Consider the following 23,016-nt stretch of genomic DNA (forward strand, 5'->3'; position numbering starts at 1 on the left):
CGTACCGGAGAAATGAGACCGTGACCGCATTCGCCCCCGACTCGCTGGTCCTGAACCGGAAGCTGCCGCTCTGGTATCAGGTCTCGCAGTCCCTGCGCGCTTCCATACTGGGCCGCACGCCCGACGCGTCGCTGCGGCTGCCCACCGAGGAGCAGCTCGCCACGCACTACGGCGTGAGCGTGCTCACGATGCGCCAGGCCCTCAAGGAGCTGGAGGCCGAGGGCCTGATCAGCAGGCACCGGCGGCGCGGCACGTTCATCGAGCCGGGCGCCAGGCGCGGAGCCCCGCGCCGGCTGCTCGGCTCGATCGACGCGATCGTGGCCCAGCAGTCCGGCGAGCTGACGACGATCCTGGGGCACGGGCCCACGCCCGTCCCCGGCGAACTCGTCGAGTACTTCCCGGACACGGACCAGGTCGTCACCTACCGGCGGCTGCGCTGCGACGGCGAGAGCGGCGAGCCGACCAACTGGGCGCAGAACGCGGTGCGGCCGGAGATCGCCGCCGGGCTCGATGTGGCCGATCTCGAACGCTGGCCGATGACGAAGGTGCTGCGGGACGTGATGGGCGTACGCATCAGCAAGATCACGGACACGGTGGAGGCGCGGCTCGCCGACCCGGAGACGGCGGACCTCCTCAAGGTCCCGCTGCTCAGCCCGATCCTGCATTACACGGGTGTGACGTACGACGGGGACGGCCGGGTGGTGGATGTGGCGCGTATCCGTTACCGGGGCGACCGCTTCTCCTTCTCGGTGACGGTGGACGCGCACTGACCGGCGCGCCGCCCGCCGTGGTTACGATGCCGACATGGTTGCCCGCATGGTTGCCCGCATGGTTGGCCGCATGAGCACGACGCGGTCCGAAGCCCCGCTGCTCGGCGAACTCATGCCCTGGTCGGTGGCGCCCATGCGGCTGGGCCGCGACTGGGTGCTCGCACCGGACAGGCGTACGCTACGGGCCCGCTGGGAGGCGCTGGTACGGGCAGAGGACGCCGGGCGTCGCGAGGAGCTCTTCTCGTCCACGCGGGCGCGTACGACGCGTACTTCGGTGGCCGCGCTGCCGGGGCAGCGCACCGGCACGGGCCGCCTGGCGCGCGAGAGCGGCCCCTGCCCGGAGCCGGTGCGCGTCATGCACGGCCCGTTCGACGAGCAGTGGCTGATCCCCGACCACCGGCTGATCGACGCCGCCCGGCCGGAGCTGTGGCGGGTGGCCGACGACTCGCATCAGCTCTTCGCCGTGGAGCCGGGTTACGTGCCCCAGGCGACGCCGGGGCCGTGTGTGCTGGTCAGCGCGCTGCTGCCGGACGGCCGCTCCCCCGCCGGGCGCCCCGGCCGCATCCGCCCGCTGCACCGCCGCCCCGGCGGCCGTGAGCCGAACCTGGCACCGGGGCTGCTGCCGCTGCTGAGCGCGCGTTACGGGCACGCAGTCGCTGCCGGCGACGTACTGGCCTGGGCGCTCGCCGCTGCCGAACCCTCACCCGCCGGCGCGGTGGTGCCGCTGCCCGCGGGGCCGGACGTCTGGGCGGCGGGTGTGGAGCTCGGGCGGCGGATGACCGCGGTGCAGGTGCGGGGGGCACGGGGCGGAGAGCGACCCCGGTTGCCGGGTGGCCGCCGCCCGTACGTACGGGCGGCGGTCCCGGCGTGGCCTTCCGCGCTGCGGTACGACGCGGAGACGGAGGCGCTGCACCTCGGCGAGGGCCGGGTGTCGCCCGTACCGGCCGCGGCCTGGGACTTTCAGGTGGGCGGAGTGCGGGTGCTGGAGATGTGGTTCGAGCGGCGTACCGCGCGGGGTGAGCCGGGCACGTTGGAGGCGATCCGCCCTGCGGAGTGGCCGCAGGAGTGGACGTCCGACTTGCTCGAACTCATCACGGTGCTGGCGCTGCTGGGTGAGCTGGAGGCCGGCCGGGAGGAGTTGCGGAAGGCGGTCGCGGGGGCCGGGGCCGGGATCACCCGCGACGACCTGACGGAGGCGGGCGTGCTGCCGGTCCCGGATGCGGCGCGGCGCCCCGCGTCGGTCCTGGACCACCAGGAGGAGGGCCCGGAGGGCCAGTTCGCCCTGCTCTAACCTGGCCACCGGCACATGCCCTGCGGGCGGCTCCTTCCCCACCCCGCCCCTTCCCGAACTGGGGGCAAGCCCCCAGACCCCCGGACGCCCTACGGGCGTGTCCTCAAACGCCGGACGGGCTGGATTTCGCTGCTGCATCATCCAGCCCCTCCGGCGTTTGAGGAGCGGGGCCTGGGGCGGAGCCCCAGCCGCCCCCGGCTCCCTCCAGCCCGCCCGGCGCTTGAGGGCCGGGGTCTGGGGCAGCGCCCCAGTTCGGGAAGGGGCGGGGTGGGGAAATGCCCCGCAGGGGCCACGGGGCCGCCGGTGGCTACGGGTCGCAGGGGCCACGGGGCCGCCGGTGGCTACGGGTCGCAGGGGCTGCGGGACCGCCGGTCGCTACATGAAGCTGTCCAGGACTCGGCCCAGCATCCGGTCGAAAGCCGCGTCCAGGTCCACCGGACCCGAGTCCTCCGCGAACGCCCGCGCCACCCGCGGGTACTTGCCCGTGGCGATCTCGCGCCCGAGATAGGCGGCCCGCGCCGCGTTCTCCTGCTCCGGCGACCAGGGCAGGGAGCGCGCGCGCTCGGCGGTGGCGAGCTCGTTGCCGACGTACGTCGTGACCATGCCGTTGACCGTCGCCACCAGCTCCAGCTTCGTGCCCTGCGCCGCATCCAGCCCGTCCAGGCAGGTCAGGCAGTGCTCCAGGTACCGGAGCACGTGGGGACCGAAGCCGTACACCGGCGACATCAGGCCCGGCAGCCACGGGTGCCGGTGCATCAGTGCCCGCGTCTGGTGCGCCAGCGCCAGCATGTCGGCGCGCCAGTCCCCCGACGGGCGCTCGGGGAACTCGTACTCGCCGCCGACCGCGTCGACCATCAGCTCGTACAAGTCCTCCTTGCGCGGCACGTAGTTGTAGAGCGACATCGTGCCGCAGCCGATCTCCGCCGCCACTCGGCGCATCGACACCGCGTCGAGCCCCTCCGCGTCCGCGATCCGCACCGCCGCGGCCGCGATGTCGGCGCGGCTGTACGCCGGCCTGGGTCCGCGGCCGGCCCGTTCGGGGCGGGCCCAGATCACCTCGGGTGTCGCGGAACGCCCGCCGACTGCCATGGATCATCACCTCGCCCACCATCCTAGTTACGTACGGCGTACGTAGTGCGGTACCGTGAGCGCATGACAACTACGTACGCTGTACTTTAGTGAGGGTCTGGAGAAGCGGTTCGGCGCCGTCCGCGTCCTGCGCGGCCTCGACCTCGCAGTCGCCGAGGGCACCGTCTGCGGCATCCTCGGCCCGAACGGCGCCGGCAAGACCACCGCCGTCCGCGTCCTGACCACGCTCACCACCCCCGACTCCGGCACGGCCACCGTCGCGGGCCACGACGTCCGCGACGCCCCCGGCGCCGTGCGCCGCGCGATCGGCGTCACCGGCCAGTCCGCGTCGGTCGACGGCGAGCTGTCCGGCCGCGAGAACCTGCGGCTGTTCGCCCGGCTGCTGCGCATCAGGGGCGCGGCCGGCCCCGCCCGCGCCGACGAACTCCTCGAACGCTTCGAGCTCACGGACGCCGCCGACCGCCCCGCCCGCACCTACTCGGGCGGCATGCGCCGCCGCCTCGACCTCGCGGCCAGCCTGCTCACCCGGCCCGAGGTGCTGTTCCTCGACGAGCCGACCACCGGACTCGACCCGCACAGCAGGAACCAGATCTGGGACGCCGTACGCGACCTGGCGGACCGGGGCACGACCGTGCTGCTCACCACGCAGTACCTGGAGGAGGCGGACCGGCTCGCCGACGACATCGTGCTCATCGACCAGGGCCGGGCAGCCGTCACCGGCACCCCCGCCGAACTCAAGGCCCGTATCGGCGCGTACGCGGAAGTGGTCGTCGCCGACGGGTCCGCGATGCTCCCCGCGGCCGCCGTACTCGACCAGCTCACCGGCGCCGAGCCGGTACTCGACCACGAGCGCCGCACCGTGGGGGCCGTCGCTGCCGACCCCTCGCTCACCCTCCCCCGTATCGTCCGGGAACTCGACGCGGCGGGCGTGCCGGTCGTCGACGCGAGCCTGCGCCCGCCGACCCTCGACGAAGTCTTCCTGCGCCTCACCGACCGAGGCCCTCACCGCAGCCCTGCCCCCGGCCCCGGCCGCAACACCCCTGAGGAGCACGCCGCATGAGCACGATCGTGTACGACGGCACCGCGATGCTCGGCCGTCACCTCCAGCGCGTCAAGCACGCTCCGGGCGTGCCGATCCTCATGCAGACCATGCCGGTCACCATGCTGCTGTTCTTCGGCTACGTCTTCGGCAGCGCGCTCGCCGTGCCGGGCCAGGAGTACCGCGCGTTCCTGGTGCCGGGGCTGCTCGCCGCGACCGCCGCCAACGGCATCATGAGCGGCATGTTCCAGGCCGCCCAGGACTCCCACCGCGGCGTGATGGACCGTTTCCGTACGATGCCGATGAGCCGGGCGGCGGTGCCGCTCGGCCAGACCGCCGCCGATCTGCTGATCACGGCCGCCGGCATGGTGCCGCTGGCCCTGGTGGGGCTCGCGGTCGGCTGGCGCGTCGAGGGCGGGGCGCTCGCGGCGCTCGGCGCCTTCGGTCTCCTCGTACTGTTCCGCTTCGCCACCGCATGGCTCGGCTGCTACCTGGGCCTGCTCATCCACAACGAGGAGGCGGCCGGCCAGCTCGGCAGCGCCACCTTCATCCTGCCGCTGATCTCCAGCGCGTACATCCCCACCGACAACCTGCCGGGCTGGCTGCGTCCGGTCGCCGAGTGGAACCCGATCAGCGCCGTGGCCACGGCCGTGCGCGACCTCTGCGGGAACGCCGCACCGGCAGTGGACGCCGCCTGGCCCGTCGCCCACCCCGTGGCGGGGACGATCGCCTGGTCGCTGGTGCTGCTCGCGGTCTTCGTGCCGCTCGCCGTCCGCAAGTACGCGAACAGCGGGCGGTGAACGGCGGCCCGGGCGCCGGGCCGTTGTTGTACGGGGCGGCCGATTCGCACGCCGGCTCCCCGGGGTTCTCCGCCAACATGTCCGGGTGACAAAGGTGTGACGTACACGATAGTCAGTTCTCTCATGAGCACTCAGCCCCTGCCCCTGGACGGGATCACCGTCGTCGCGGTCGAACAAGCAGTCTCGGCGCCCTTCGCCACCCGACAGCTCGCCGACCTCGGCGCCCGTGTCATCAAGATCGAGCGCCCGGACGGCGGCGATTTCGCCCGTGGCTACGACACCGCCGCGCGCGGCCTCGCGTCGCACTTCGTGTGGTGCAACCGGGGCAAGGAGTCCCTCGCCGTGGATCTGAAGGACCCGCGCGGGCTCGACGTGGTACGGCAACTCGTCGCGGGGGCGGACGTGTTCATGCAGAACCTCGCCAACGGGGCGGCGGCACGGCTCGGTCTTGATGCCGCGACCCTGTGCGCGGCGCATCCCCGCCTGGTCGCTGTCGACATCTCGGGATACGGCCCCGACGGGCCGTACGCCGACAAGCGGGCGTACGACATGCTCGTCCAGTGCGAGGCGGGGCTCGTGTCCGTGACCGGCACCCCCGGGCAGCCGGTGAAGGCCGGCATCCCGGCGGCCGACATCGCGGCGGCGATGTACGCGTTCTCCGGTGTGCTTGCCGCTCTGCTGCGGCGCGCGAACACCGGTCTCGGCGGGCCGGTCGAGGTCTCGATGCTGGAGGCGCTCGGTGAGTGGATGGGGCATCCGCTGCACCACGGGATGCATGGGGGTGAGGCGCCCGCCCGCACCGGGGTCGCGCACGCCGTGATCTGCCCGTACGACGCCTACCCGACGGCGGACGGCGGTCAGGTGCTGCTGTCGGTGCAGAACGACCGGGAGTGGCGGCGCCTCGCCGGGCAGGTGCTCCGGCGGCCGGAACTGGCCGACGATCCCGCCTTCGCCACGAACACCGCGCGGACGGGCAACCGGGTCAAGACGGACGCCGTCGTCGCCGAGGCGCTGGCAGTGATGAGTGCTCCGGAGGCGATCGCGGCGCTGGAGGCGGCCGGGATCGCCTGTGCCCGGCTGAACACGGTGGCCGATGTGGCGGCGCATCCGCAGTTGGCGGCGCGCGGCCGCTGGCGGGAGATCGATTCACCGGCGGGGCCGCTGCGGGCGATGCTGCCGCCGATCACGATGCCGGGCGGGCCGGACCCGCTGATGGGCCCGGTTCCCGCCCTCGGCGAGCACACCGACGCGCTGCTGCACGGCCTGGGGATGACGGACGTACAGGTATCAGCGCTGCGCCGGGACGGTGTGGTCGCCTGAGCGGTCCGTAACTCTGGTCCGCGCCCTGTCAGTGGCGGCTGCCGAAAAGCGATCGACGCAGCCGTCGCAGCGGGGCGAAGAGCGAGACACGCGCGCTCCTGCTCGTCCGCGAGTGCGCGACATCACGTGACGTGAGCTCGCGCATCAGCAGCGTCGCCTCGGCCGCCTCACCACGCGGGACGGCTGGTCCACCGAGCACCGCGAGATGGCGGTCGAGGCGCGAACTGGTCGCACCGCTCCCGCATGTGATCGCAGGCACTCGAGGCCTGCGCACCGTTATCTGTTCCATGTCACTCCCCACCCGTACGAGGGCACCCGGCCCGGGCAGGTTAACCCTATCGCCCCGTCGAGACACTCGTGTATCCCGCCCGTGTGATTCACCACGCCTGTACGGGGGTTGACGACCACTCGGCGATTACGCATCGCATACGTCCGATTCCAGGGCGAGTTGGACAGTTTGCGCGCCGCGATCCTCTCGGCGGGCGGATTGACGCCCAAGGGGGCGGCAGCGGACCGGAGTTGAGCTAGCTTGGAGTGGTTTCTACCGCGATGCCGCTCTGCTGCGGATAGGGGGCTCGCCAGTGAGTGAACAGCCGGGCAATGAGCAGCGGGTGATCGCGGGCCGGTATCGCCTGTTGGCACCGCTGGGCGAGGGCGGAATGGGCGTCGTGTGGCGCGCCCGCGACGACGTCCTGGGCCGCGAGGTCGCCGTGAAGGAGGTCAGGGCGCCGTCCGGGCTCGGCGCCACCGACGGACAGCGGCTGTACGCGCGGCTGGAGCGCGAGGCGTGGGCGGCGGCCCGTGTCTCGCACCGCAATGTGATCACCGTGTACGACGTGGCGACCGACGAGGGCCGCCCGTGGATCGTGATGGAGCTGGTGCGCGGGCTGTCGCTCTCCGACGTACTGGACGGGGAGGGGCGACTCTCCCCGCAGCGGGCCGCCCGGATCGGCACCGAGGTCCTGGCCGCCCTGCGCGCGGCGCACGAGGCGGGCGTACTGCACCGGGACGTGAAGCCCGGCAACGTACTGATCGCCAATGACGGCCGTGTCGTACTGACGGACTTCGGTATCGCGATGGTCGAGGGCAGCTCGGCGCTCACGATGACCGGCGAGCTGATCGGGTCGCCCGAATTCCTGGCGCCGGAGCGTGCGATGGGACGTACGCCCGGGCCCGAGTCGGACCTGTGGTCGCTGGGGGTGCTGCTGTACGCCGCGGTCGAGGGCAATTCGCCGTTCCGGCACGACACTCCGCTCTCCACCCTGCGCGCCGTGGTCGACGAGGAACTGCCGTACCCGGCGCGGGCGGGTGCGCTGACGCCGGTGATCGAGGGGCTGCTGCGCAAGGATCCGGCGGAGCGGATGTCCGCCGGGGAGGCGGAGCGCATGCTGCGGGCCGTGGGGTCCGGGGGTACGCCGGGCACCGGGGCCGCGGCGTTCGCGGCCGGTCCGTACAGCCCGACCGTCACGGGCTCCACGCCGGTCTCGGGGTCGTCCCCGTACGGCAGCCCCACGCCTCTTCCGCCGCCCGAGCCCCTCCCCGCGGCGACGGCCTCCACCACGACGCGGGACGGGTCGCGGCGGCGGGGCGTCGTGGTGCTGGTGGCGGGGGTGACGGCGCTGCTGCTCGCCGTCGGGGGCGTCACGTGGGCGCTGATGAACGCCGACGACGACCCGGGTGCGGCTGCGGGCGGCACCTCGTCCGGCACCACCGGCGGCGGCGACGGAGGCAGCACCGGATCCGGCGGGGGCGATGACGGCGGCGGGTCCGGCGGCGGTTCGGACGACGGCGGGACGGACGGCGCCAGTACCGGCGGCTCCACGGGCGGGGACACCGGAGGCAACGGCGGGACCGGCGGGAATGGGGGGAACAGCGGCGGCGCCACCGGCGGGAACGGCGGGACCGGGGGCCACGGCGGCGGCAACGGGGGTACGACCACCCCGCCGCACCAGTCCGTGAAAGTCACCCTCACGACGGTGAACGGCAGTTACTCCGGCACCTGCCCGCCGCCCGAGGCCGAGGCGCCGTCCTTCACCGCGACGTTCACGGTCGGACGCGTCCCCGTCGAGGTCGGCTACCGGTGGGTGACCGCGAGCGGTGAGTCCTCCGACTCCGGGTGGAAGACGCTGAGCTTCGGCGCGGGCGAGGAGAAGTCGAAGCAGGTGAACCACACGGAGCTGACGTACAAGGAGGGCGAGACCCGTCGCGACGGGATCAGCGTGGAGGTCAGGAGTCCGGTGCGGGCCACTTCCAACTCCGTGTCGTTCTCGGTGACGTGCGAGCAGGAGACCCCTGGCCCTACGGACGAGGCCTCCTACACGGCCGGCAATTCGGCGGATACGCAGATCAGGCGGCGGAGGTGAAGACGGGCAGGTAGCCGCCCGACTGGCCGGCCGCGGTCGGGTGGTACGACTCGCCGATGTTGGACCACTTCACGCTGTGCAGCCACGGCGCCGACGAGCAGATCTCGTGGCCGGTGAAGGCCGGAGTGACCTGCGCGAAGGTGTAGCCGTGGTCCGCCGCGCGCTTGGCGGTGGCGGTGTTGAGGTAGTCGGAGGCGTCGTTGATCGCGGCGCGTTCCCGCTCGGTGAGCCCGGCGACGCAACCGCCGTTCAGCTTGTAGAAGCGGGGGTAGCCGAGCACGACGACGTGCGCCGTTGTGGCCTTCGCTCTGATCGCCGCGTACACGGAGTCGAGCTTGCCGGGCAGGGTGGAGTCGACGTAGGCGCGTGCTTCGGCGATCCGGGCCAGGCAGGCGGATTCGGACTGGGTGACGCACGTCGTCATGACGTCCGCGAAGCCGGCGTCGTTGCCGCCGACGGTGAGGGAGACGAGGTCGGTCGAGGGGGTGAGCGGGCCGAGCTGACCGGCTGTCACATCACCCGTACGAGCGCCCGAGCAAGCGGTGAACGCGAACGTCGAGGGTGAGTTGGACGCCGCCCACAGGGCCGGGTAGGCGCGCGGGGTGCGCTTGCAGGCGCCGCTCGCGCTGTCGTAGTTGCCGGCGCCGACACCCGAGGAATAGGAGTCGCCGAGGGCCACATAGTCCAGGGATTCGGCCTCTTGGGCCGCCTGCGCCGCGCTCGCCCCGGTGAGGGCGAGGGCGGCGGTGAGCAGGAGTGAGGATGAGAATGCCGCGATTCGGGACAGTTTCATGGAACCTCCCTTAGCAGGATTTCCGCCTCAACTTTCGTAGCAGCCCCCATACATCACCGGAAGTGTCCATGCCAAGAACTTTCGCCTGGGATCTTCCGCACATTCTCTCCGCATCCTTGACGCACCCGTGTGGGCTGAGCGACATTGAAGCCCGGCATCCGGCGCGTCGGGGGGCAAAGTCGCCAATGCGGACCATCGGTAACAAGCCATTAGCAGCTGCCGCGGACTCGCTGCCCGTTCTCGCGGGCGCGGCGCTCGCGGTATCGGGGGTCGGCGCCGTGCTGGCGCTCGCCGACCTGGCGTCGCCACTGCGCGCGCCGTTCACTCTCTTCTTCCTGATCGTGGCGCCGGCTTCGGCCGTGGCCGCGGCACTTCGGGGCCTGGAGCCACTGGGCCGCATGGTCGCATCGGCGGCGGGAGCCGTCGCGCTCAACCTGCTGGTGGCCCAGGCGATGCTGGCCACGCACAACTGGTCGGTCAGGGGCGGGGTCGCGGCGGTCGCCGCAATCAGCGCCCCGCTCTTCCTCCTGGCACTGGTACGGCGCCCCGGCAGTCCTACGGCGAGAAGGCGGACCTCCTGACATGGACATCAGCGTGCACCGCCCCGGCGAGCTCAGCGCCGCCGACCGGGCGGCCTGGACCGCCATACAGTCGAAGGCCCACCTCCACGGTTCGCCGGAGCTGGCGAACCCTTTCCTCTCCCCCGAGTTCACACTGGCCATGGGCCGGTACCGGCGCGGGGTGCGCATAGCCGTCGTACGCGAAGAAGGCGGTGAGCCCGCGGCCTTCTTCCCGCACCACAGATCCGCCACCGGCGTCGGCCGGGCCATCGGTCTCGGCGTCTCGGACAGTCAGGGGCTCGTACACAGACCCGGCTTCGAGTGGGACGCGCGGGAACTGCTGCGGGGGTGCGGGCTCGCGGTGTGGGAATTCGATCATCTGGCGCAGGGGCAGCGGCCGTTCGAGGCAGGCGTCACGGGTGCGTTCCCTTCCCCCGTGATCGACACGCAGGACGGTTACGAGGCGTACCTCGCCCACCTGCGGAAGAACTCGCCGAAATTCCTCAAGTCGACCTTCGCCAAGGAGCGCAAGCTGCTCCGGGCGGTCGGTGAACTGACCTACGTGCACGACGAGCGCGACCCGGCGGCGCTGCGCACGCTGATGCGCTGGAAGTCTGCGCAGTACCGCAGGACCGGGCGCAGCGACCGCTTCACCCAGCCCTGGATCGTCGGGCTCGTGCGGCATCTGTTCCACACCAGGAGCCCGTCCTTCAGCGGCCTGCTCTCGGTGCTCTACGCGGACGGCCGGCCGATCGCCGCGCATTTCGGTCCACGTTCGGAAAGGATCATGTGTTGCTGGTTTCCGGCCTATGACCCGGAGTTCGCGAAATTCTCGCCCGGCCTGCTCCTGCACCTGCGTATTGCCGAAGCGGCGGCCGCCGGCGGTATCGCGTACGTCGATCTCGGCCGCGGCCAGAAACAGTACAAGGATTCCCTCAAGACCCGCGAAATCATGGTCTCTGAGGGGTGGGTGATGCGACATCACCCGGTCGCTCTCGGACACTGGGCGCACCGCGCCCCGGTCCGGGCGCTGCGCAATACAGTTGTCGAACGGCGGGAACTGTTCGAGCCCGCCGATAAACTGCTGAAGCGGATCGGCGAATTCAGATCCGGACGCTTCCGTACGCGGCCGTCGGCGTAAGAACAAAAGCACAAAAAAGCAAGGTCGCGTTCCAGGTCTTGCCATACAGGCCCAATCGTCAATACCGTCGTACATCCACCCGCATCGGTCCATCATCAAAGCGGCTCAGGGGAGGGCTCAAGCGTCGCGATGGTGTCCGGGGCGGGGGCGCGGTAGGGGGGTACCGTGCTCGGCGACCACTGTGCCGAGTCACGGGCCGCGCGATCAGCAATGCCAGCTTGCCCGTCCAGTACGGAGTGACATGTCGTCATGGGCCGGGTGAGAACCCCCCTTTCGAACCGGAAACTCATCCGGACCGCCCGGGGGCGGGCGGTCCACCGGTGGAGAGGGAAAAGACTCATGAGCTCATTCCTCCGCCCTGCGATCGAGGGGCAAGATCCTTTAATATCCGGCAACCAGTACGGCCACTACCGGCCAATCTCTTCGCATCTCGCCATAGCACCACCGGTGAGCGTCGTCATACCCGCCATGAACGAGGCGGAGAATCTCCCGTACGTCTTCAAGACCCTTCCCGCGTGGATTACGAAGTGATCCTGGTAGACGGGAATTCGACCGACGACACCGTCCAGGTGGCCCGTGATCTCTGGCCCGGAATCAAGGTCGTCAGACAGCGCGGGAAAGGCAAGGGCGACGCACTGATCAGCGGATTCGCCGCCAGCACCGGCGAAATCATCGTGATGGTCGACGCGGACGGTTCGGCCGACGGACACGAGATCGTCAGTTACGTGTCGGCGCTCGTCTCGGGGACCGATTTCGCCAAGGGCTCGCGCTTCGCCAACGGCGGCGGCACGGACGACATGACGCCGATCCGCAAGCTCGGGAACCGGGTGCTGTGCGCCGTGGTCAACGCCAAGTTCGGCGCCCGCTACACCGACCTGTGCTACGGCTACAACGCCTTCTGGCGGCACTGCCTCGACAAGATCGACCTCGACTGCACGGGCTTCGAGGTGGAGACCCTGATGAACATCCGGGTCGTCAAGGCCGGCCTGCGGGTCCAGGAGATACCCAGCCACGAGTACGTCCGCATCCACGGCATGAGCAACCTCAGTGCCGTACGGGACGGACTGCGCGTCCTCAGAGTGATTCTGAAGGAGCAGGGGAAGCGGCGCACCGGACGGCGGCGCCCGCCGGCTTTCGCGCCCGGCGCCGGCCGGGGAGAGGTGTCTTGAGCCACCTGGACATCTCGGTGGTGATCTGCGTGTACACCGAGGACCGCTGGGAGGACATCCTCGCGGCGGTCGGCTCGGTACGCCGCCAGTCACGGCCCGCCGCCGAGACACTGCTGGTCGTGGACCACAATCCGGCACTGCTGGAGCGGCTGGGCAAGGAGTACGAAGAGGCACACGAGGAGGTGCGGGTGCTCGCCAACGCGGGCCCCCGCGGCCTCTCCGCGGGCCGCAACACCGGTATCGCCGCCGCCCGCGGCGAGATCGTCGCCTTCCTCGACGACGACGCCGTGGCCGAGCGCGACTGGCTGCGGCACTTCGCCGAGGGGTACGAGGACCCGCGCGTGATGGCCGTCGGGGGCAGGACCATGCCCGCCTGGGCGTCCGGCCGCAGACCGGACTGGTTCCCCGAGGAGTTCGACTGGGTCGTCGGCTGTACGTACAAGGGCCTGCCGCCGGGACGGGTGCGGGTCCGCAATGTGCTGGGCGGGAACGCCTCCTTCCGCAAGTCGGCGTTCGACGCGGCGGGCGGCTTCGCCACCGGCATCGGCAGGGACGGCGACAAGCGGCCGCTGGGCTGCGAGGAGACGGAGCTGTGCATCAGGCTCACCCGGGTCCTGCCGGACGCGGTGCTGCTGATCGACGACCGCTCGGTGATCCACCACAAGGTCCCGGCCGTCCGGGAGCGCTTCGGCTACTTCCGTACGCGTGCGTACGCCGAGGGGTTGTCGAAGGCACTCGTGACGCGAAGTGTGGGCGCGGCCAGAGGACTTGAGTCCGAACGCCGCTACACGACACGGGTGCTTCCCGCCGGTGTCGCCCGAGGGCTGCGCGACGCGGCCCTCGGGCGACCGGGCGGCGCGGGCCGGGCCGGGGCCATTGTGGCCGGGGTGGCGGCAGCGGCGAGTGGATACGTACTCGGCAGCATCCGCGCCCGCAGGACCGGGGGCGCGTTCTCGGTACCCGAGCCGACCTCGGCGCCGACCCGGGACGCGGTCCGGAGCTCTGTTCCGGTCGCGGGCGCAGCCCCGGTAGCGGGCACAGACCCGCAAGTACCGGGCACAGACCCGGTAGCGGGCCAGGGCTCGGCGCCCTGGCTCGCCGCCGGGAGACCGCAGGTGCGAGGTGAGGGGCGGTGAACGGGTCGGTTCCGATTCTGATGTACCACGCGGTGGGGCACCGGCCCGCCAGGGCGGCGTACGCCCTCTCGGTCTCTCCCGAGGCGTTCGCCGAGCAGATGGAACTGCTCGGCGAGCGCGGCTTCACCCCGCTCACCACGGCCCAACTGGGCGCGGCCTGGCGGGGCGGCGGCAAGCTGCCCGAGCGTCCTGTGCTGATCACCTTCGACGACGGCTACGAGGGCGTGCACCGGCACGCCCTCCCCGCCCTCGCCAAGCACGGTTTCGCGTCCACCCTCTTCGTCTCGACGGGCTGGCTGCGCGGCCCGTACGACGGCGGGGGCGCGATCGACACCATGCTCGACTGGGACCAGGTACGGGAACTCGCGGCCGCTGGGGCCGAGATCGGGGGCCACAGTCACACGCACCCGCAGATGGACCAGCTCGCCGACGCCGAGCTGCGGTCCGAGACGGTGCGCTGCCGCGAGATCCTCACGGAGGAGCTGGGCACCCGGCCCGTCTCCTTCGCCTATCCGTACGGCTACTCCAGCCGGCGCGTGCGCCGCACCGTACGCGAGGCCGGTTTCGCGCAGTCGCTCGCCGTGGGCAACGCCCTCGCCGAGCGGCGCCAGGGGCCGTACGCCCTGGAGCGGGTGACCGTACGGCGCAGAACCGGTATCGAGGAGTTCGAGCGGCTGGTGGAGGGCCGGCCGGCCGGCCGTGACTTCGCCGGGGACCGGCTCCTCACCAAGGGGTACGCCGTGGTCCGCAGGGTCCGAGCGGCCGGCCGGAAGGTAAGCAGGAGCCGTGTCTGACACGACCACCGCCCGGGCCGGGAGCGCCGAAAGCCCGGCGACACGGCAGCCGTCGTCCGGGCGCCGCCTGCGGCTGCCGGGGAAGGGCGGCGGGAATCCGCTCTTCCGCAACGCCTACGCGCTGATGCTCAATACGGGCATCAGCGCGCTGCTCGGCCTGAGCTTCTGGCTGGCAGCGGCCCGCTACTACTCGGAGTCCGCGGTCGGTCAGGGTTCGGCGGCCATCGCCGCGATGAAGCTGCTGGCCGGCCTGACCGCACTGACGCTCACCGGAGCGCTCGCGCGCTTCATACCGGTGGCGGGGCGCAGGACCGGGCGGTTGGTCTGGCAGACGTACGCGGGAAGCTCCGTGGTGGTCGCGGTGGCGGCGCTGGTCTTCCTGTCCACGCTCAGCCTGTGGGGCCCTTCGTACAGCTTCCTGGACGGCCCCGTGAACGGCATCGGCTTCGTGCTCGCCGTCGTCGCCTGGTCGTTGCTCACGCTCCAGGACGGGGTACTGACAGGCCTGCGCAGCGCGCTGTGGGTGCCCGTCGGCAATACCGTTTTCTCCGCCGTCAAGCTGGTGCTGCTCATCGTGATCGCGGCCTCGGTCCCCACTGCGGGCGTCTTCGTGTCATGGGTCGCGGCGATCGCCGTGTCCGTGATCCCGCTGGGGTGGCTGGTCTTCCGGCGTCTGGCGCCGCGGCACGTGGCGGCCACCGAGGACCGCGCCCAGCCGCCGACGCTGCGGCAGATGGGCCGGTTCCTGGCGGGCGACTACACGGGGTCGCTGTTCTCGCTGGCCGTCGTCTACGCGGTGCCGGTGATCGTCGCCTCGCAGGTCAGCTCCGAGGACAACGCGTACTTCTACATCACCACCACCATCAGCGGCACGGTCAACCTGCTCGCGATCAACATGGGTGCCTCGCTGACGGTGGAAGGCGCGCACGACCCCAGCACACTCGCCCGGAACTGCCGCGCCGCGCTGCGCCGCATGGCGCGCATCATGCTGCCGGTCGCGGCGATCCTGTTCTTCGGCGCCCCGTACATCCTGGGCGTGTTCGGCGAGGGGTACGCGGACGCCGCGACGCCGCTGCTGCGCTGGTTCGCCGTCGGCGCGCTGCTGCGCGTCGTCATAGAGGTGTACTTCGCGGTCCTGCGCGCCCAGAGCCGCACCTCCCCGCTCGCCTACCTCCAGGGCGGGCTGTGCGTTCTGGTGCTCGGCCTGACACTGCTGCTGCTGCCGCGCATGGGGCTCGTCGGGGCGGGAATCGCGGAGATCTCCAGCCTGGCGGTCGTGGCCTCGGTCGCGGGCGTGATGCTGTACCGCGTCGTGCGTTCGGCGCCGCCCGCCGGGCCGTCGGGCGCGGACGCGGCGGCCCCGGACGGCGACCTGGCGGACCTGGCGGTCGACGGTGACCGCGGCGACGCGGCCGGCTCCCCCCGTGGCGACCGTACGGATGCGGAAACGGCGGCCGGCGGCGAGTTCGGGACGCGCTGGGCGCTGCGCTCGGCGCTCGACGCGCCCACGATGCCGCTCGGGGCGCGGCTGGACTTCGACCACCCGGAGCGCCGGCCCGATGTGCGGCCGGGGCCGGAGACTCCGGCCGCCGGGACGCCGGTGCCGGGGGGCGGCAAGGCCGATGAGCGTGACCACCGGCCGACGTGGGCGCTCAAGTCGCCGCTGCCGAGGGTGATTCCGTCGCCCCGCTCCCCCTCGTCCGTACCGGCTGCCACACCATCCTCCGAGGCGAGCGAGGCGAGCGACGAGCGAGAGGAACGCGAGCGGCGAGCGGCTTCACTGCGCGCCCTGCGCCTCCAGGTCCCCGAACTCGGCGTCGGACTGTTGCTCCTGGCCGCCCTCGCGCTCTACTGGCTGCCGGTGCGTGACCTCGGCGAGGCCGGTCTCGACCGCATGGGCGGCCTCGGGCTGATCTCCGTACTGCCGTCGGCGACGCTGCTCGGCGCGGGCCTGCTCGCGCTGGCCTTCGCCTCGCTGCTGTGGCTGGACCGGCCACGGACCGTACTGCTGACAGCGGTGCTGCTCGCCACGGTGGTGTCGCTGCACGCGCTGCCCGCCGTACTGGAGGCCGAACCGCGCTTCCCGACGGCCTGGCAGCACCTCGGTTTCATGGACTACATCGACAGGACCGGCACGGCGGTGCCCGACCTCGACGCGCGCTGGAGCTGGCCCGGGTTCTTCGCCGTGGCCACCTTCGTCGCCGAGGCGTGCGGCGTCTCGGACATGTCGTCGGTGATCCGCTGGTGGCCGACGGCCATGCAACTGCTCTATCTGCCGCCGCTCTTCCTCCTGACGCGCTCGATGCGGGCGAGCTGGCGCGCCAAGTGGGCCGGGGCGTGGATCTTCGTACTCAGCGGCTGGGTCGGACAGGACTACTTCTCGCCGCAGGGCTTCACGTACGGGATGTATCTCGCCTTCGTCGCCGTGCTGCTGGTCTGGTTCCGTGAGCCACGCGTGCTGGGGACGAAGCGGCGCCCGGGCGAGGCGGAGGTCAGGCCGGCGGGGCGGCGCGAGAAGGCGGTGCTGCTGCTGGTGCTCGTCGGCCTCTTCGCGGCCACCGTCCCCGCCCACCAGCTCACGCCGTTCGTCATGCTCGGGGTGCTCGCCGTCCTGGTGATGGCGGGCCGGTCGACGCTGCGTGGTCTGCCGATGCTGTTCGCCGTACTGGTGGCGGTCTGGATCGGCTTCTTCGCCGAGCCGTACTGGTCGGGGCACTTCGACGAGCTGTTCGGCGGGGTGGGCGGGGTGGGCGGCAATGTGACGTCGTCCGTCTCGGGCCGTATCGAGGGCGGCAGTTCGACCCACAAGCTGGTGCTGTACGTCCGGGTGGCGATGGCCGGCGGTGTGATGGCTTTCGCGTGCTGGGGCTGGTGGCGGCGGCGCTTCGCCGGCTACAGCGAGCGTTCACTGCTCGTGCTGGCCTTCGTGCCGTTCCTGGGTTTCGGCATGCAGTCGTACGGCGGTGAAATAGCCCTGCGTGTCTTCATGTTCGCGCTGCCGGGCGCGGCCCTGCTCGCCGGGCTCGCGCTCTTTCCGCGGACCGGCGTCACGGCGGCCGAGCGGGAGGCCGACCGCAAGAGCCTCGCGCCGCTGGCCGCGCTGCTGACGGGCCTGCTCCTGATGGGCGGCTTCCTCGTCTCCCGCTGGGGCAACGAATCCTTCGAACGGATCAGGACCGGCGAGGTCGCGGCGATGGAGTTCGTGTACGCGCACGACGATCCGTCGGTGCGGCTGCTGTGGATGAGCAACGACCCCGTTGACGAAGTCACGCCCGCGATGCCGTGGGGCGCACGGGACATGGAGAAGGTCACCTACGTACCGACACTCGCACCCGTGGATCCGGTGCTGGTGGCGGGCCTGGTCAAGTCGCTCAAGGACGCGGGCCCGAACTCGTACCTCATGATCAACCGGAGCCAGTCGACCTACCTGCGGCTCGACGCGGGCTACTCGGACACCTGGGAGAAGCGGCTGACCGCGAATCTCGACAAGCGGCCGGAACTGAGCAAGGTCCTGTCGAACGCGGACGTGTCGATGTACGCGCTGCGCGAGCAGCCCGACGGCCCGGTCGAGAAGCCGGCACCGGGCCCGGCGGGACCGAAGATCACCTGGACGCCGTGGTCCGTGGTGGGCGCGCTGGCCGCACTGGCGCTGATCGTGCTGCTGGCGACGCGCGAGGTCGTACGGGTGGCGGTGGCACCCGGCGTGCGGCAGCTGCGGTGGCTCCAGAGCACGTTCTGGTTCTCGCTGCCGCTGCTGGCCGTGCTGCTGGCCTCGCTGGTGCAGCGCTTCTGGACGATGTCATGAGGTGAGAGGCGGCCCGGCGCGGCTTCAGCGCGCCAGCCACTTCACCTCGTACCCCTTCATGTCGAAGGACTTCCCGTCGGCCTCGGCCTTGACGAGGCGGCCGAGGGTGTTCACCACCAGGACGGTCTCGTCGTCGGCGAGGACGCGGAGATGGGGTACGTCGTCGGCGGCGACCCGCACGGTCTCGTCGTACCGGGTCCCCGGCGGGAACTCCTTCGCGAACCGCGAGAGCAGCTTCATCATCGGCAGCGCCCCGCCGCCGTCGGCCCGCTGAGTCGGCCTCCACAGGCATCCGGCGCACTGGCCGGCGCCCCTCTTCTGCGGGTTCCAGTAGAAAGCCGTGCTCGCGCCGCCTCGGGCCATCGCCATCAGCCCCGCGGCGTGCACGGCGGTGCGGTGCGGTTCGCTCCAGCCGTTGCGGTCGTCATCGTCGTCGCCCGGTTCGACGTAGTACTCCGCCCACCACACCGGCAGCCCGCCCGACCGGTCGCGGATCCACTCACTCACCGCGGTCAGCTTGTCCGTGGCGCGGAACTCGTCGGGCAGCAGCTCGTCGTCGCGCGTGTAGCCGGCGCCGTCGACGACGACGAAGTCGGCGCCCTTCTTGTTCTTGTTCCAGTAGGTGTAGGCGTCGAGGACGCGCTGGTCGACGCTGCCCCAGGGCCCCTTGAGAGCGGAGGCGTACGTCGTGTCGCGCGGCTCGTAACTGTCCATCACCAGGTAGGGACCGCCGACCAGGATCTCCTTGCCGACCTTCTTCAGCTCGGCGTACACGAGGTTGTAGAGGCGGGTGTAGCCCTCGTAGTTCCAGCGCCCCCTGCCGTCGTCGAAGAAGCCCTTGAACTCGTTCCAGACGATGAAGTGGCGTACGTCGGGATAGCGCTTGGCGACGGTGCCGGCGAGCTTCGCGAAGTCCTCGTAGTGCTCGGGGCTCGGGGCGGTCTCCAGGGACCGCCTGCTCCAGTCGGTGTTGTCCGCGCCCGCCTTGCCGCCCTTCATCCAGTCGGGCGCGCAGCACAGCGTAATGACGGGGGTGCCGCCCGTCCTGCGGATCAGGTCGACGCGGCTGTCCAGCTCGTCGAACTGATACCGGCCGGGAGAGGGTTCCGGGTTCTCGGCGCCCCATCCCATGATGTGCTGGATCTGGGGCAGCGACTGCGCGGACAGCGTGTCCTCGGCCCGGCGCATGGCGCCCGCGTCGCCCTCGTCGGCGCTGTACTGGGTGTGCGTGAAGCCCCAGCCGAGCTCGGGCTCCGGTGCGGCGCGCGGCGGTACGGGGGTGCCGTGCACCTTGTCGCCGTCGGTGGTGGTGCCGGCGTTGCCGTCGCGGTCGTTTCCGCTTCCGGTCCCGTCGGGAAGGGTCGCGCACATCGTCAGTACGAGGGCGATCGCGGCGATGCCCACGCCGATCAGTGCGGTGAACCGCCACCGCCTTGCCCCGGAGTCCCACCCATGGCGTCCCATCACCGGTCAGGGTATCGGCGGGGGCTCGCATTCCGGCAGGTATCGCAGGAACAGGCACGTAACGGCACGCTGCTCCGGGAACGGATGAACGTGGGAAACCGGGGTGCACGGGGCGGCCCCGTGCCGGATCATGGGCGCCATGTCCGCAAACCCTGAGGCCGCTCTGCCGATCCGGCTGAACGTCGACGACAGCGATTCGCCGTCGGACGTCGTCGACGCGCTGTTTCTCGGCCGCTTCGCGACGGGCGAGCAGCCGTACTCCCACAGCAAGTCGATCGACCGCGTCAAACCGGGCGCCTCACTCCTCCCGCCGTCCGCGAAGGTCCTGCGCGCCGCCCGCGACGACGACCGCAGCGCGACGCTCGCCGAGGGCGAGGGCTGGACGCTGCTCGTGTCGCGCTGGACCCGCGGCGCGGACGTCACCGTGACCGCCACCACCTCCGACCTCGCGGAAAAGATCCTGAAGCAGGCGACGGACGGGATGCAGGACGAGCCCGAACCACAGCCCGAGAACGTCACGATGGGCTTCTGGTACGTCTCCCCGCGCCGCGGCCCGCACCGCACCACCCGGCAGATCGCCGCCGGTACGTGGGACGAGGTGCGGCCCAACTACACGGCGCCGGTGGCCGACGCCATGGACCGGCTGATGAAGGTGACCCCGGACGACATCGCGGGCCGGCTGCTCCTGCTGCACGGCCCGCCGGGTACGGGCAAGACGTCCGCGCTGCGCACGCTGGCCCGCTCCTGGCGGGACTGGTGCCAGGTCGACTGCGTACTGGACCCGGAGCGGCTCTTCAACGACGTCGGCTATCTGATGGACATCGCGATCGGCGAGGACGACGGCTCGGCGAAGGGCCGGTGGCGGCTGCTCCTGCTTGAGGACTGCGACGAGCTGATCAGGGGCGAGGCCAAGCACACGGCGGGCCAGGCACTCTCCCGCCTCCTGAACCTGACGGACGGTCTGCTGGGGCAGGGCCGCAATGTCCTGGTCGGCGTCACCACCAACGAGGACCTGGAGCGCCTGCATCCGGCGGTGGTGCGGCCGGGGCGGTGCATGGCGCGCATCGAGGTGGGGTCGCTGACGCGGGCGGAGGCGGTGAGCTGGCTGGGCACGGAGGAGGGCGTCGGGCGCGACGGCGCGACCCTGGCGGAGCTGTACGCGCTGCGCCGCGGCACCGGCCCGGCGTCGGTCCCGCCCCAGCCGGCCGGCCCGGACGCGGGCCTGTACCTGTAGCGGCCTCCGGCGGTTTTCCCCACCCCGCCCCTTCCCGAACTGGGGCAGCGCCCCCGCGGCGAAGCCGCAAATGTCACAGCCGGGAAGGGGCGGGTAGGGGAACAGCGCCGCAGGCAACCCGCACCACCCGCACCGCACCCCTCGCCGCGCTACCCCCCGTACGCCGCCCGCACCGCATCCTCCACCGCCGCCAGCGCTTCCCCCCGCCCGAGGCCAAGCCGCTGCGCCCGCTCCGCGTACGTCCGCGCCGCCGCGGCCACTTGCCGCTCCGCCGCACTCCCCGCCGCCGCGACGAACGTCCCGTTCCGCCCCCGCGTCTCGATCACCCCGTCGCTCTCCAGCGCGCGGTACGCCTTCGCGACGGTGTTCGCGGCGAGACCGAGTTCCTCCGCGAGGCCGCGTACGGTCGGGAGTTTGTAGCCCACCGGCAGCGCACCGGCGCGGGCCTGCTCCGAGATCTGGGCGCGCAGTTGCTCGTACGGCGCGATACCGGCGTCCACGTCAATGGCGATCTTCAAGGTCACCGCCCGATTGTCCCCCACCGAAGAAAATTAGGAGGCAGCGGAACACACCCCGCACGTAACGTGCCGCACATGACGCTGATCGTTCGTGAGTTCACGCCCGCCGACACCGATGCGTGGGTCCGGGTGCGCCGCGCGGCGGTTCCCTTCATGGTGACGACCCGGGAGTCCGTGGCCTTCGAGCGGGAGACCGCGCACCCGGACAAGAAGATGCGCATGCTGGTGGCCGAGGAGGACGGCGAAGTCATCGGCACGGCCTTCGCGGGCATCGCGTACGACAGCACGGAGCCGGGCCAGTCCTCGGTCACGGCGTACATCAGCCCCCGCCGTCGCGGCCGCGGCGCGGGTTCGCTGTTGCTGCGCGCAGCAGAGGAACATCTGGCCGCCGAGGGCGCCACGGCCGTGTACGCCTGGGTACTGGACACACCCGAGTCCCGCGCGTTCGCCGGGAAGCGCGGCTACCGGCCGACCCGCTCGCTGCACTTCCAGCACCTCGACCTGGCGAACGCCCCGCTCCCGCAGCGGCAGCCGCTTCCCGCCGGGGTCGAGCTCCGTACCGCGGCGGACTTCATGGACGACCCGAGGCCGATGTTCAAGGCCGACGCGGAGACCACCGCCGACGAGCCGAGCGACATCAGCACGGACTTCACCGACTACGACGACTGGCTCAACCACACCTGGAACCACCCGCTCCTTGACCACCGCCTCTCCACGGTGGTGATGGCCGACGGTCAGGTCGCGGCGTTCACGGCGGCCCACACGGACGGCCTCACCCGCTACTGGTCCGGCATGACAGGCACCGTGCGCGCCCACCGCAACCGCGGCTTCGCGAAGCTCGCCAAGACGGACTCCCTGTACCGCGCCCGCGCCGCCGGTTATACGGACGCGTACACGAGCAACGACGCGGACAACCGGCCCATGCTCGCCGTCAACAAGTGTTTCGGATACGAGATCTGTGCCTCGGAGGTACGCCATGTCCGCGAACTCGGCTGAGGTCGCCGGCGAAATCGAGATCGCCCTCATCAAGGCCGGCCGTACGAAGATCCGCTACCCGGCGTCGGTGCTCTGCGACGACGGTACTCACCTGGTGGTGCGCGCCCCGTGGGCGGCGCCGGGTGTACGGGACTTCGGCTTCGTACGGTTCGAGCCCGGCGACGTTTTCACGGAGCACTTCTGGCGGGACCGGTGGTACGCCGTGAAGGAGGTCAGGACGGGCGACGGCACGCTGAAGGGCTGGTACTGCGACGTGACGCGCCCGGCGGTGGTCGCCGGTGGCCGGGTGGAGGTCGAGGACCTGGACCTCGACCTGTGGGTGTCGGCGGACGGCGCCACCGTCCTGCGTCTTGACGAGGACGAGTTCGAGGCGAGTGGGCTCGCGACGCGCGACCCGGAGGCGGCGGCCGAGGCCGTCCGCGCCCTCGACGCCCTCGAACTCCGCGCCCGCGGGGCGGGCTTCGCCGAGCTGCTCAGCCACTGAAGGAAGCAGCCCGAGGCCGGGCTCAGCCGGAAGCCCCCACACGTTGTTGGGGGCACCGTCCCCCACCGGGGGCAGGTCGCCGCGCTCGGGCATCTCGTCGGCGTCGGCACCAGCGCCGGTGCCGGTGCCGACGCCCTCACCGGCCGGCGGGAGCACCTCGTCCAGCTCCTCGTTGTCGGCCCGGTGCGCCTTCTCGGCGGCGCGCCGCAGGGTGGCACGGTCCACGAGGTTCGCGTCAGCGCTGACGCGT

Annotated in this window: 18 protein-coding genes and 2 pseudogenes; 15 read left to right on the forward strand and 5 right to left on the reverse strand. The window is 71.5% G+C overall.

Annotation, left to right across the window (positions count from 1 at the left end; all coding sequences use genetic code 11):
* Nucleotides 1-20 precede the first annotated feature (20 nt).
* Together J7E91_RS15520 and J7E91_RS15525 are read left to right on the forward strand one after the other, a co-directional pair.
* Nucleotides 21-770, forward strand: coding sequence for a GntR family transcriptional regulator (locus tag J7E91_RS15520; RefSeq protein WP_214904057.1), 750 nt, complete (start codon nucleotides 21-23; stop codon nucleotides 768-770).
* 70 nt (nucleotides 771-840) lie between these two features.
* Nucleotides 841-2,061: a type ISP restriction/modification enzyme gene (locus tag J7E91_RS15525; RefSeq protein WP_251015715.1), complete on the forward strand. Its 1,221-nt coding sequence runs from the start codon at nucleotides 841-843 to the stop codon at nucleotides 2,059-2,061.
* Nucleotides 2,062-2,436: 375 nt separating this feature from the next.
* Here J7E91_RS15525 and J7E91_RS15530 read toward each other — a convergent pair whose 3' ends face one another.
* Nucleotides 2,437-3,150, reverse strand: a complete 714-nt coding sequence (locus J7E91_RS15530; protein ID WP_214904058.1) for a TetR/AcrR family transcriptional regulator — start codon at nucleotides 3,148-3,150, stop codon at nucleotides 2,437-2,439.
* 63 nt (nucleotides 3,151-3,213) lie between these two features.
* Here J7E91_RS15530 and J7E91_RS15535 point away from each other — a divergent pair.
* From J7E91_RS15535 to J7E91_RS15545, 3 genes and pseudogenes are all read left to right on the forward strand, one after another.
* Nucleotides 3,214-4,210 (forward strand): annotated as a pseudogene (locus J7E91_RS15535) (ATP-binding cassette domain-containing protein).
* Nucleotides 4,207-4,989 carry an ABC transporter permease gene (locus J7E91_RS15540; RefSeq protein WP_214904060.1) on the forward strand — a complete coding sequence of 261 codons (783 nt, stop codon included), beginning with the start codon at nucleotides 4,207-4,209 and terminating at the stop codon, nucleotides 4,987-4,989. Before J7E91_RS15535 ends, J7E91_RS15540 begins: the two are co-directional and overlap by 4 nt.
* A 123-nt stretch (nucleotides 4,990-5,112) precedes the next feature.
* Nucleotides 5,113-6,309, forward strand: coding sequence for a CaiB/BaiF CoA-transferase family protein (locus J7E91_RS15545; RefSeq protein ID WP_214904062.1), 1,197 nt, complete (start codon nucleotides 5,113-5,115; stop codon nucleotides 6,307-6,309).
* A 28-nt stretch (nucleotides 6,310-6,337) separates the two neighbouring features.
* On the opposite strand, the gene J7E91_RS35960 is transcribed toward J7E91_RS15545, so the two are convergent.
* Nucleotides 6,338-6,598 (reverse strand): hypothetical protein, encoded by a 261-nt coding sequence (locus tag J7E91_RS35960; protein ID WP_251015716.1) that lies wholly within the window; start codon nucleotides 6,596-6,598, stop codon nucleotides 6,338-6,340.
* A 292-nt stretch (nucleotides 6,599-6,890) separates the two neighbouring features.
* Here J7E91_RS35960 and J7E91_RS15550 point away from each other — a divergent pair, with 292 nt between their 5' ends.
* Nucleotides 6,891-8,672, forward strand: coding sequence for a serine/threonine-protein kinase (locus J7E91_RS15550; protein WP_214904064.1), 1,782 nt, complete (start codon nucleotides 6,891-6,893; stop codon nucleotides 8,670-8,672).
* Here J7E91_RS15550 and J7E91_RS15555 read toward each other — a convergent pair.
* The gene (locus J7E91_RS15555) at nucleotides 8,656-9,465 is read right to left on the reverse strand and encodes an SGNH/GDSL hydrolase family protein (protein ID WP_214904065.1); all 810 of its coding nucleotides are present in this window, start codon (nucleotides 9,463-9,465) and stop codon (nucleotides 8,656-8,658) included. The genes J7E91_RS15550 and J7E91_RS15555 overlap by 17 nt on opposite strands.
* Nucleotides 9,466-9,650: 185 nt before the next feature.
* Here J7E91_RS15555 and J7E91_RS15560 point away from each other — a divergent pair, with 185 nt between their 5' ends.
* The 6 genes and pseudogenes from J7E91_RS15560 to J7E91_RS15585 all read left to right on the forward strand — a co-directional run bounded on the left by J7E91_RS15560 (nucleotide 9,651) and on the right by J7E91_RS15585 (nucleotide 18,070).
* Complete coding sequence (locus J7E91_RS15560) at nucleotides 9,651-10,046, forward strand: hypothetical protein (protein ID WP_214904068.1); 396 nt, start codon at nucleotides 9,651-9,653, stop codon at nucleotides 10,044-10,046.
* A gap of 1 nt (nucleotide 10,047) precedes the next feature.
* Nucleotides 10,048-11,166 carry a GNAT family N-acetyltransferase gene (locus tag J7E91_RS15565; RefSeq protein WP_214904071.1) on the forward strand — a complete coding sequence of 373 codons (1,119 nt, stop codon included), beginning with the start codon at nucleotides 10,048-10,050 and terminating at the stop codon, nucleotides 11,164-11,166.
* Between the two features lie 339 nt (nucleotides 11,167-11,505).
* Nucleotides 11,506-12,335 (forward strand): annotated as a pseudogene (locus tag J7E91_RS15570) (glycosyltransferase family 2 protein).
* Nucleotides 12,332-13,471, forward strand: a complete 1,140-nt coding sequence (locus tag J7E91_RS15575) for a glycosyltransferase family 2 protein (RefSeq protein ID WP_214904074.1) — start codon at nucleotides 12,332-12,334, stop codon at nucleotides 13,469-13,471. The pseudogene J7E91_RS15570 and the gene J7E91_RS15575 overlap by 4 nt, the downstream one beginning before the upstream one ends.
* Before the next feature lie 20 nt (nucleotides 13,472-13,491).
* On the forward strand, nucleotides 13,492-14,265 hold the full coding sequence (locus J7E91_RS15580) for a polysaccharide deacetylase family protein (RefSeq protein WP_214904129.1): 774 nt from the start codon (nucleotides 13,492-13,494) through the stop codon (nucleotides 14,263-14,265).
* The gene (locus tag J7E91_RS15585; protein ID WP_214904077.1) at nucleotides 14,258-18,070 is read left to right on the forward strand and encodes a lipopolysaccharide biosynthesis protein; all 3,813 of its coding nucleotides are present in this window, start codon (nucleotides 14,258-14,260) and stop codon (nucleotides 18,068-18,070) included. The genes J7E91_RS15580 and J7E91_RS15585 overlap by 8 nt, the downstream gene beginning before the upstream one ends.
* A gap of 24 nt (nucleotides 18,071-18,094) precedes the next feature.
* On the opposite strand, the gene J7E91_RS15590 is transcribed toward J7E91_RS15585, so the two are convergent.
* Nucleotides 18,095-19,534: a xylan 1,4-beta-xylosidase gene (locus J7E91_RS15590; RefSeq protein ID WP_214904080.1), complete on the reverse strand. Its 1,440-nt coding sequence runs from the start codon at nucleotides 19,532-19,534 to the stop codon at nucleotides 18,095-18,097.
* Between the two features lie 139 nt (nucleotides 19,535-19,673).
* On the opposite strand from J7E91_RS15590, the gene J7E91_RS15595 reads away from it, so the two are divergent.
* The gene (locus J7E91_RS15595; RefSeq protein WP_214904083.1) at nucleotides 19,674-20,768 is read left to right on the forward strand and encodes a DUF5925 domain-containing protein; all 1,095 of its coding nucleotides are present in this window, start codon (nucleotides 19,674-19,676) and stop codon (nucleotides 20,766-20,768) included.
* Nucleotides 20,769-20,917: 149 nt separating this feature from the next.
* Here J7E91_RS15595 and J7E91_RS15600 read toward each other — a convergent pair whose 3' ends face one another.
* Nucleotides 20,918-21,292 (reverse strand): GntR family transcriptional regulator, encoded by a 375-nt coding sequence (locus J7E91_RS15600; RefSeq protein WP_214904086.1) that lies wholly within the window; start codon nucleotides 21,290-21,292, stop codon nucleotides 20,918-20,920.
* A gap of 69 nt (nucleotides 21,293-21,361) precedes the next feature.
* Here J7E91_RS15600 and J7E91_RS15605 point away from each other — a divergent pair, with 69 nt between their 5' ends.
* Both J7E91_RS15605 and J7E91_RS15610 read left to right on the forward strand, forming a co-directional pair.
* Nucleotides 21,362-22,282: a GNAT family N-acetyltransferase gene (locus tag J7E91_RS15605; protein ID WP_214904089.1), complete on the forward strand. Its 921-nt coding sequence runs from the start codon at nucleotides 21,362-21,364 to the stop codon at nucleotides 22,280-22,282.
* Nucleotides 22,263-22,766, forward strand: a complete 504-nt coding sequence (locus J7E91_RS15610) for a DUF402 domain-containing protein (RefSeq protein WP_214904092.1) — start codon at nucleotides 22,263-22,265, stop codon at nucleotides 22,764-22,766. The genes J7E91_RS15605 and J7E91_RS15610 overlap by 20 nt, the downstream gene beginning before the upstream one ends.
* Nucleotides 22,767-23,016: the final 250 nt, after the last annotated feature.

It is taken from the genome of Streptomyces sp. ISL-99, assembly GCF_018614005.1.
Taxonomy (GTDB): Bacteria; Actinomycetota; Actinomycetes; order Streptomycetales; family Streptomycetaceae; genus Streptomyces; species Streptomyces flavidovirens.

Bases quoted from the DNA above. Each gene is read 5' to 3' on its own strand.
- J7E91_RS15525 (WP_251015715.1), top strand. From the start codon at position 841: ATGAGCACGACGCGGTCCGAAGCCCCGCTGCTCGGCGAACTCATGCCC.
- J7E91_RS15530 (WP_214904058.1), bottom strand. From the start codon at position 3,150: ATGGCAGTCGGCGGGCGTTCCGCGACACCCGAGGTGATCTGGGCCCGC.
- J7E91_RS15540 (WP_214904060.1), top strand. From the start codon at position 4,207: ATGAGCACGATCGTGTACGACGGCACCGCGATGCTCGGCCGTCACCTC.
- J7E91_RS15545 (WP_214904062.1), top strand. From the start codon at position 5,113: ATGAGCACTCAGCCCCTGCCCCTGGACGGGATCACCGTCGTCGCGGTC.
- J7E91_RS35960 (WP_251015716.1), bottom strand. From the start codon at position 6,598: ATGGAACAGATAACGGTGCGCAGGCCTCGAGTGCCTGCGATCACATGC.
- J7E91_RS15555 (WP_214904065.1), bottom strand. From the start codon at position 9,465: ATGAAACTGTCCCGAATCGCGGCATTCTCATCCTCACTCCTGCTCACC.
- J7E91_RS15560 (WP_214904068.1), top strand. From the start codon at position 9,651: ATGCGGACCATCGGTAACAAGCCATTAGCAGCTGCCGCGGACTCGCTG.
- J7E91_RS15565 (WP_214904071.1), top strand. From the start codon at position 10,048: ATGGACATCAGCGTGCACCGCCCCGGCGAGCTCAGCGCCGCCGACCGG.
- J7E91_RS15580 (WP_214904129.1), top strand. From the start codon at position 13,492: ATGTACCACGCGGTGGGGCACCGGCCCGCCAGGGCGGCGTACGCCCTC.
- J7E91_RS15590 (WP_214904080.1), bottom strand. From the start codon at position 19,534: ATGGGACGCCATGGGTGGGACTCCGGGGCAAGGCGGTGGCGGTTCACC.
- J7E91_RS15595 (WP_214904083.1), top strand. From the start codon at position 19,674: ATGTCCGCAAACCCTGAGGCCGCTCTGCCGATCCGGCTGAACGTCGAC.
- J7E91_RS15605 (WP_214904089.1), top strand. From the start codon at position 21,362: ATGACGCTGATCGTTCGTGAGTTCACGCCCGCCGACACCGATGCGTGG.
- J7E91_RS15610 (WP_214904092.1), top strand. From the start codon at position 22,263: ATGTCCGCGAACTCGGCTGAGGTCGCCGGCGAAATCGAGATCGCCCTC.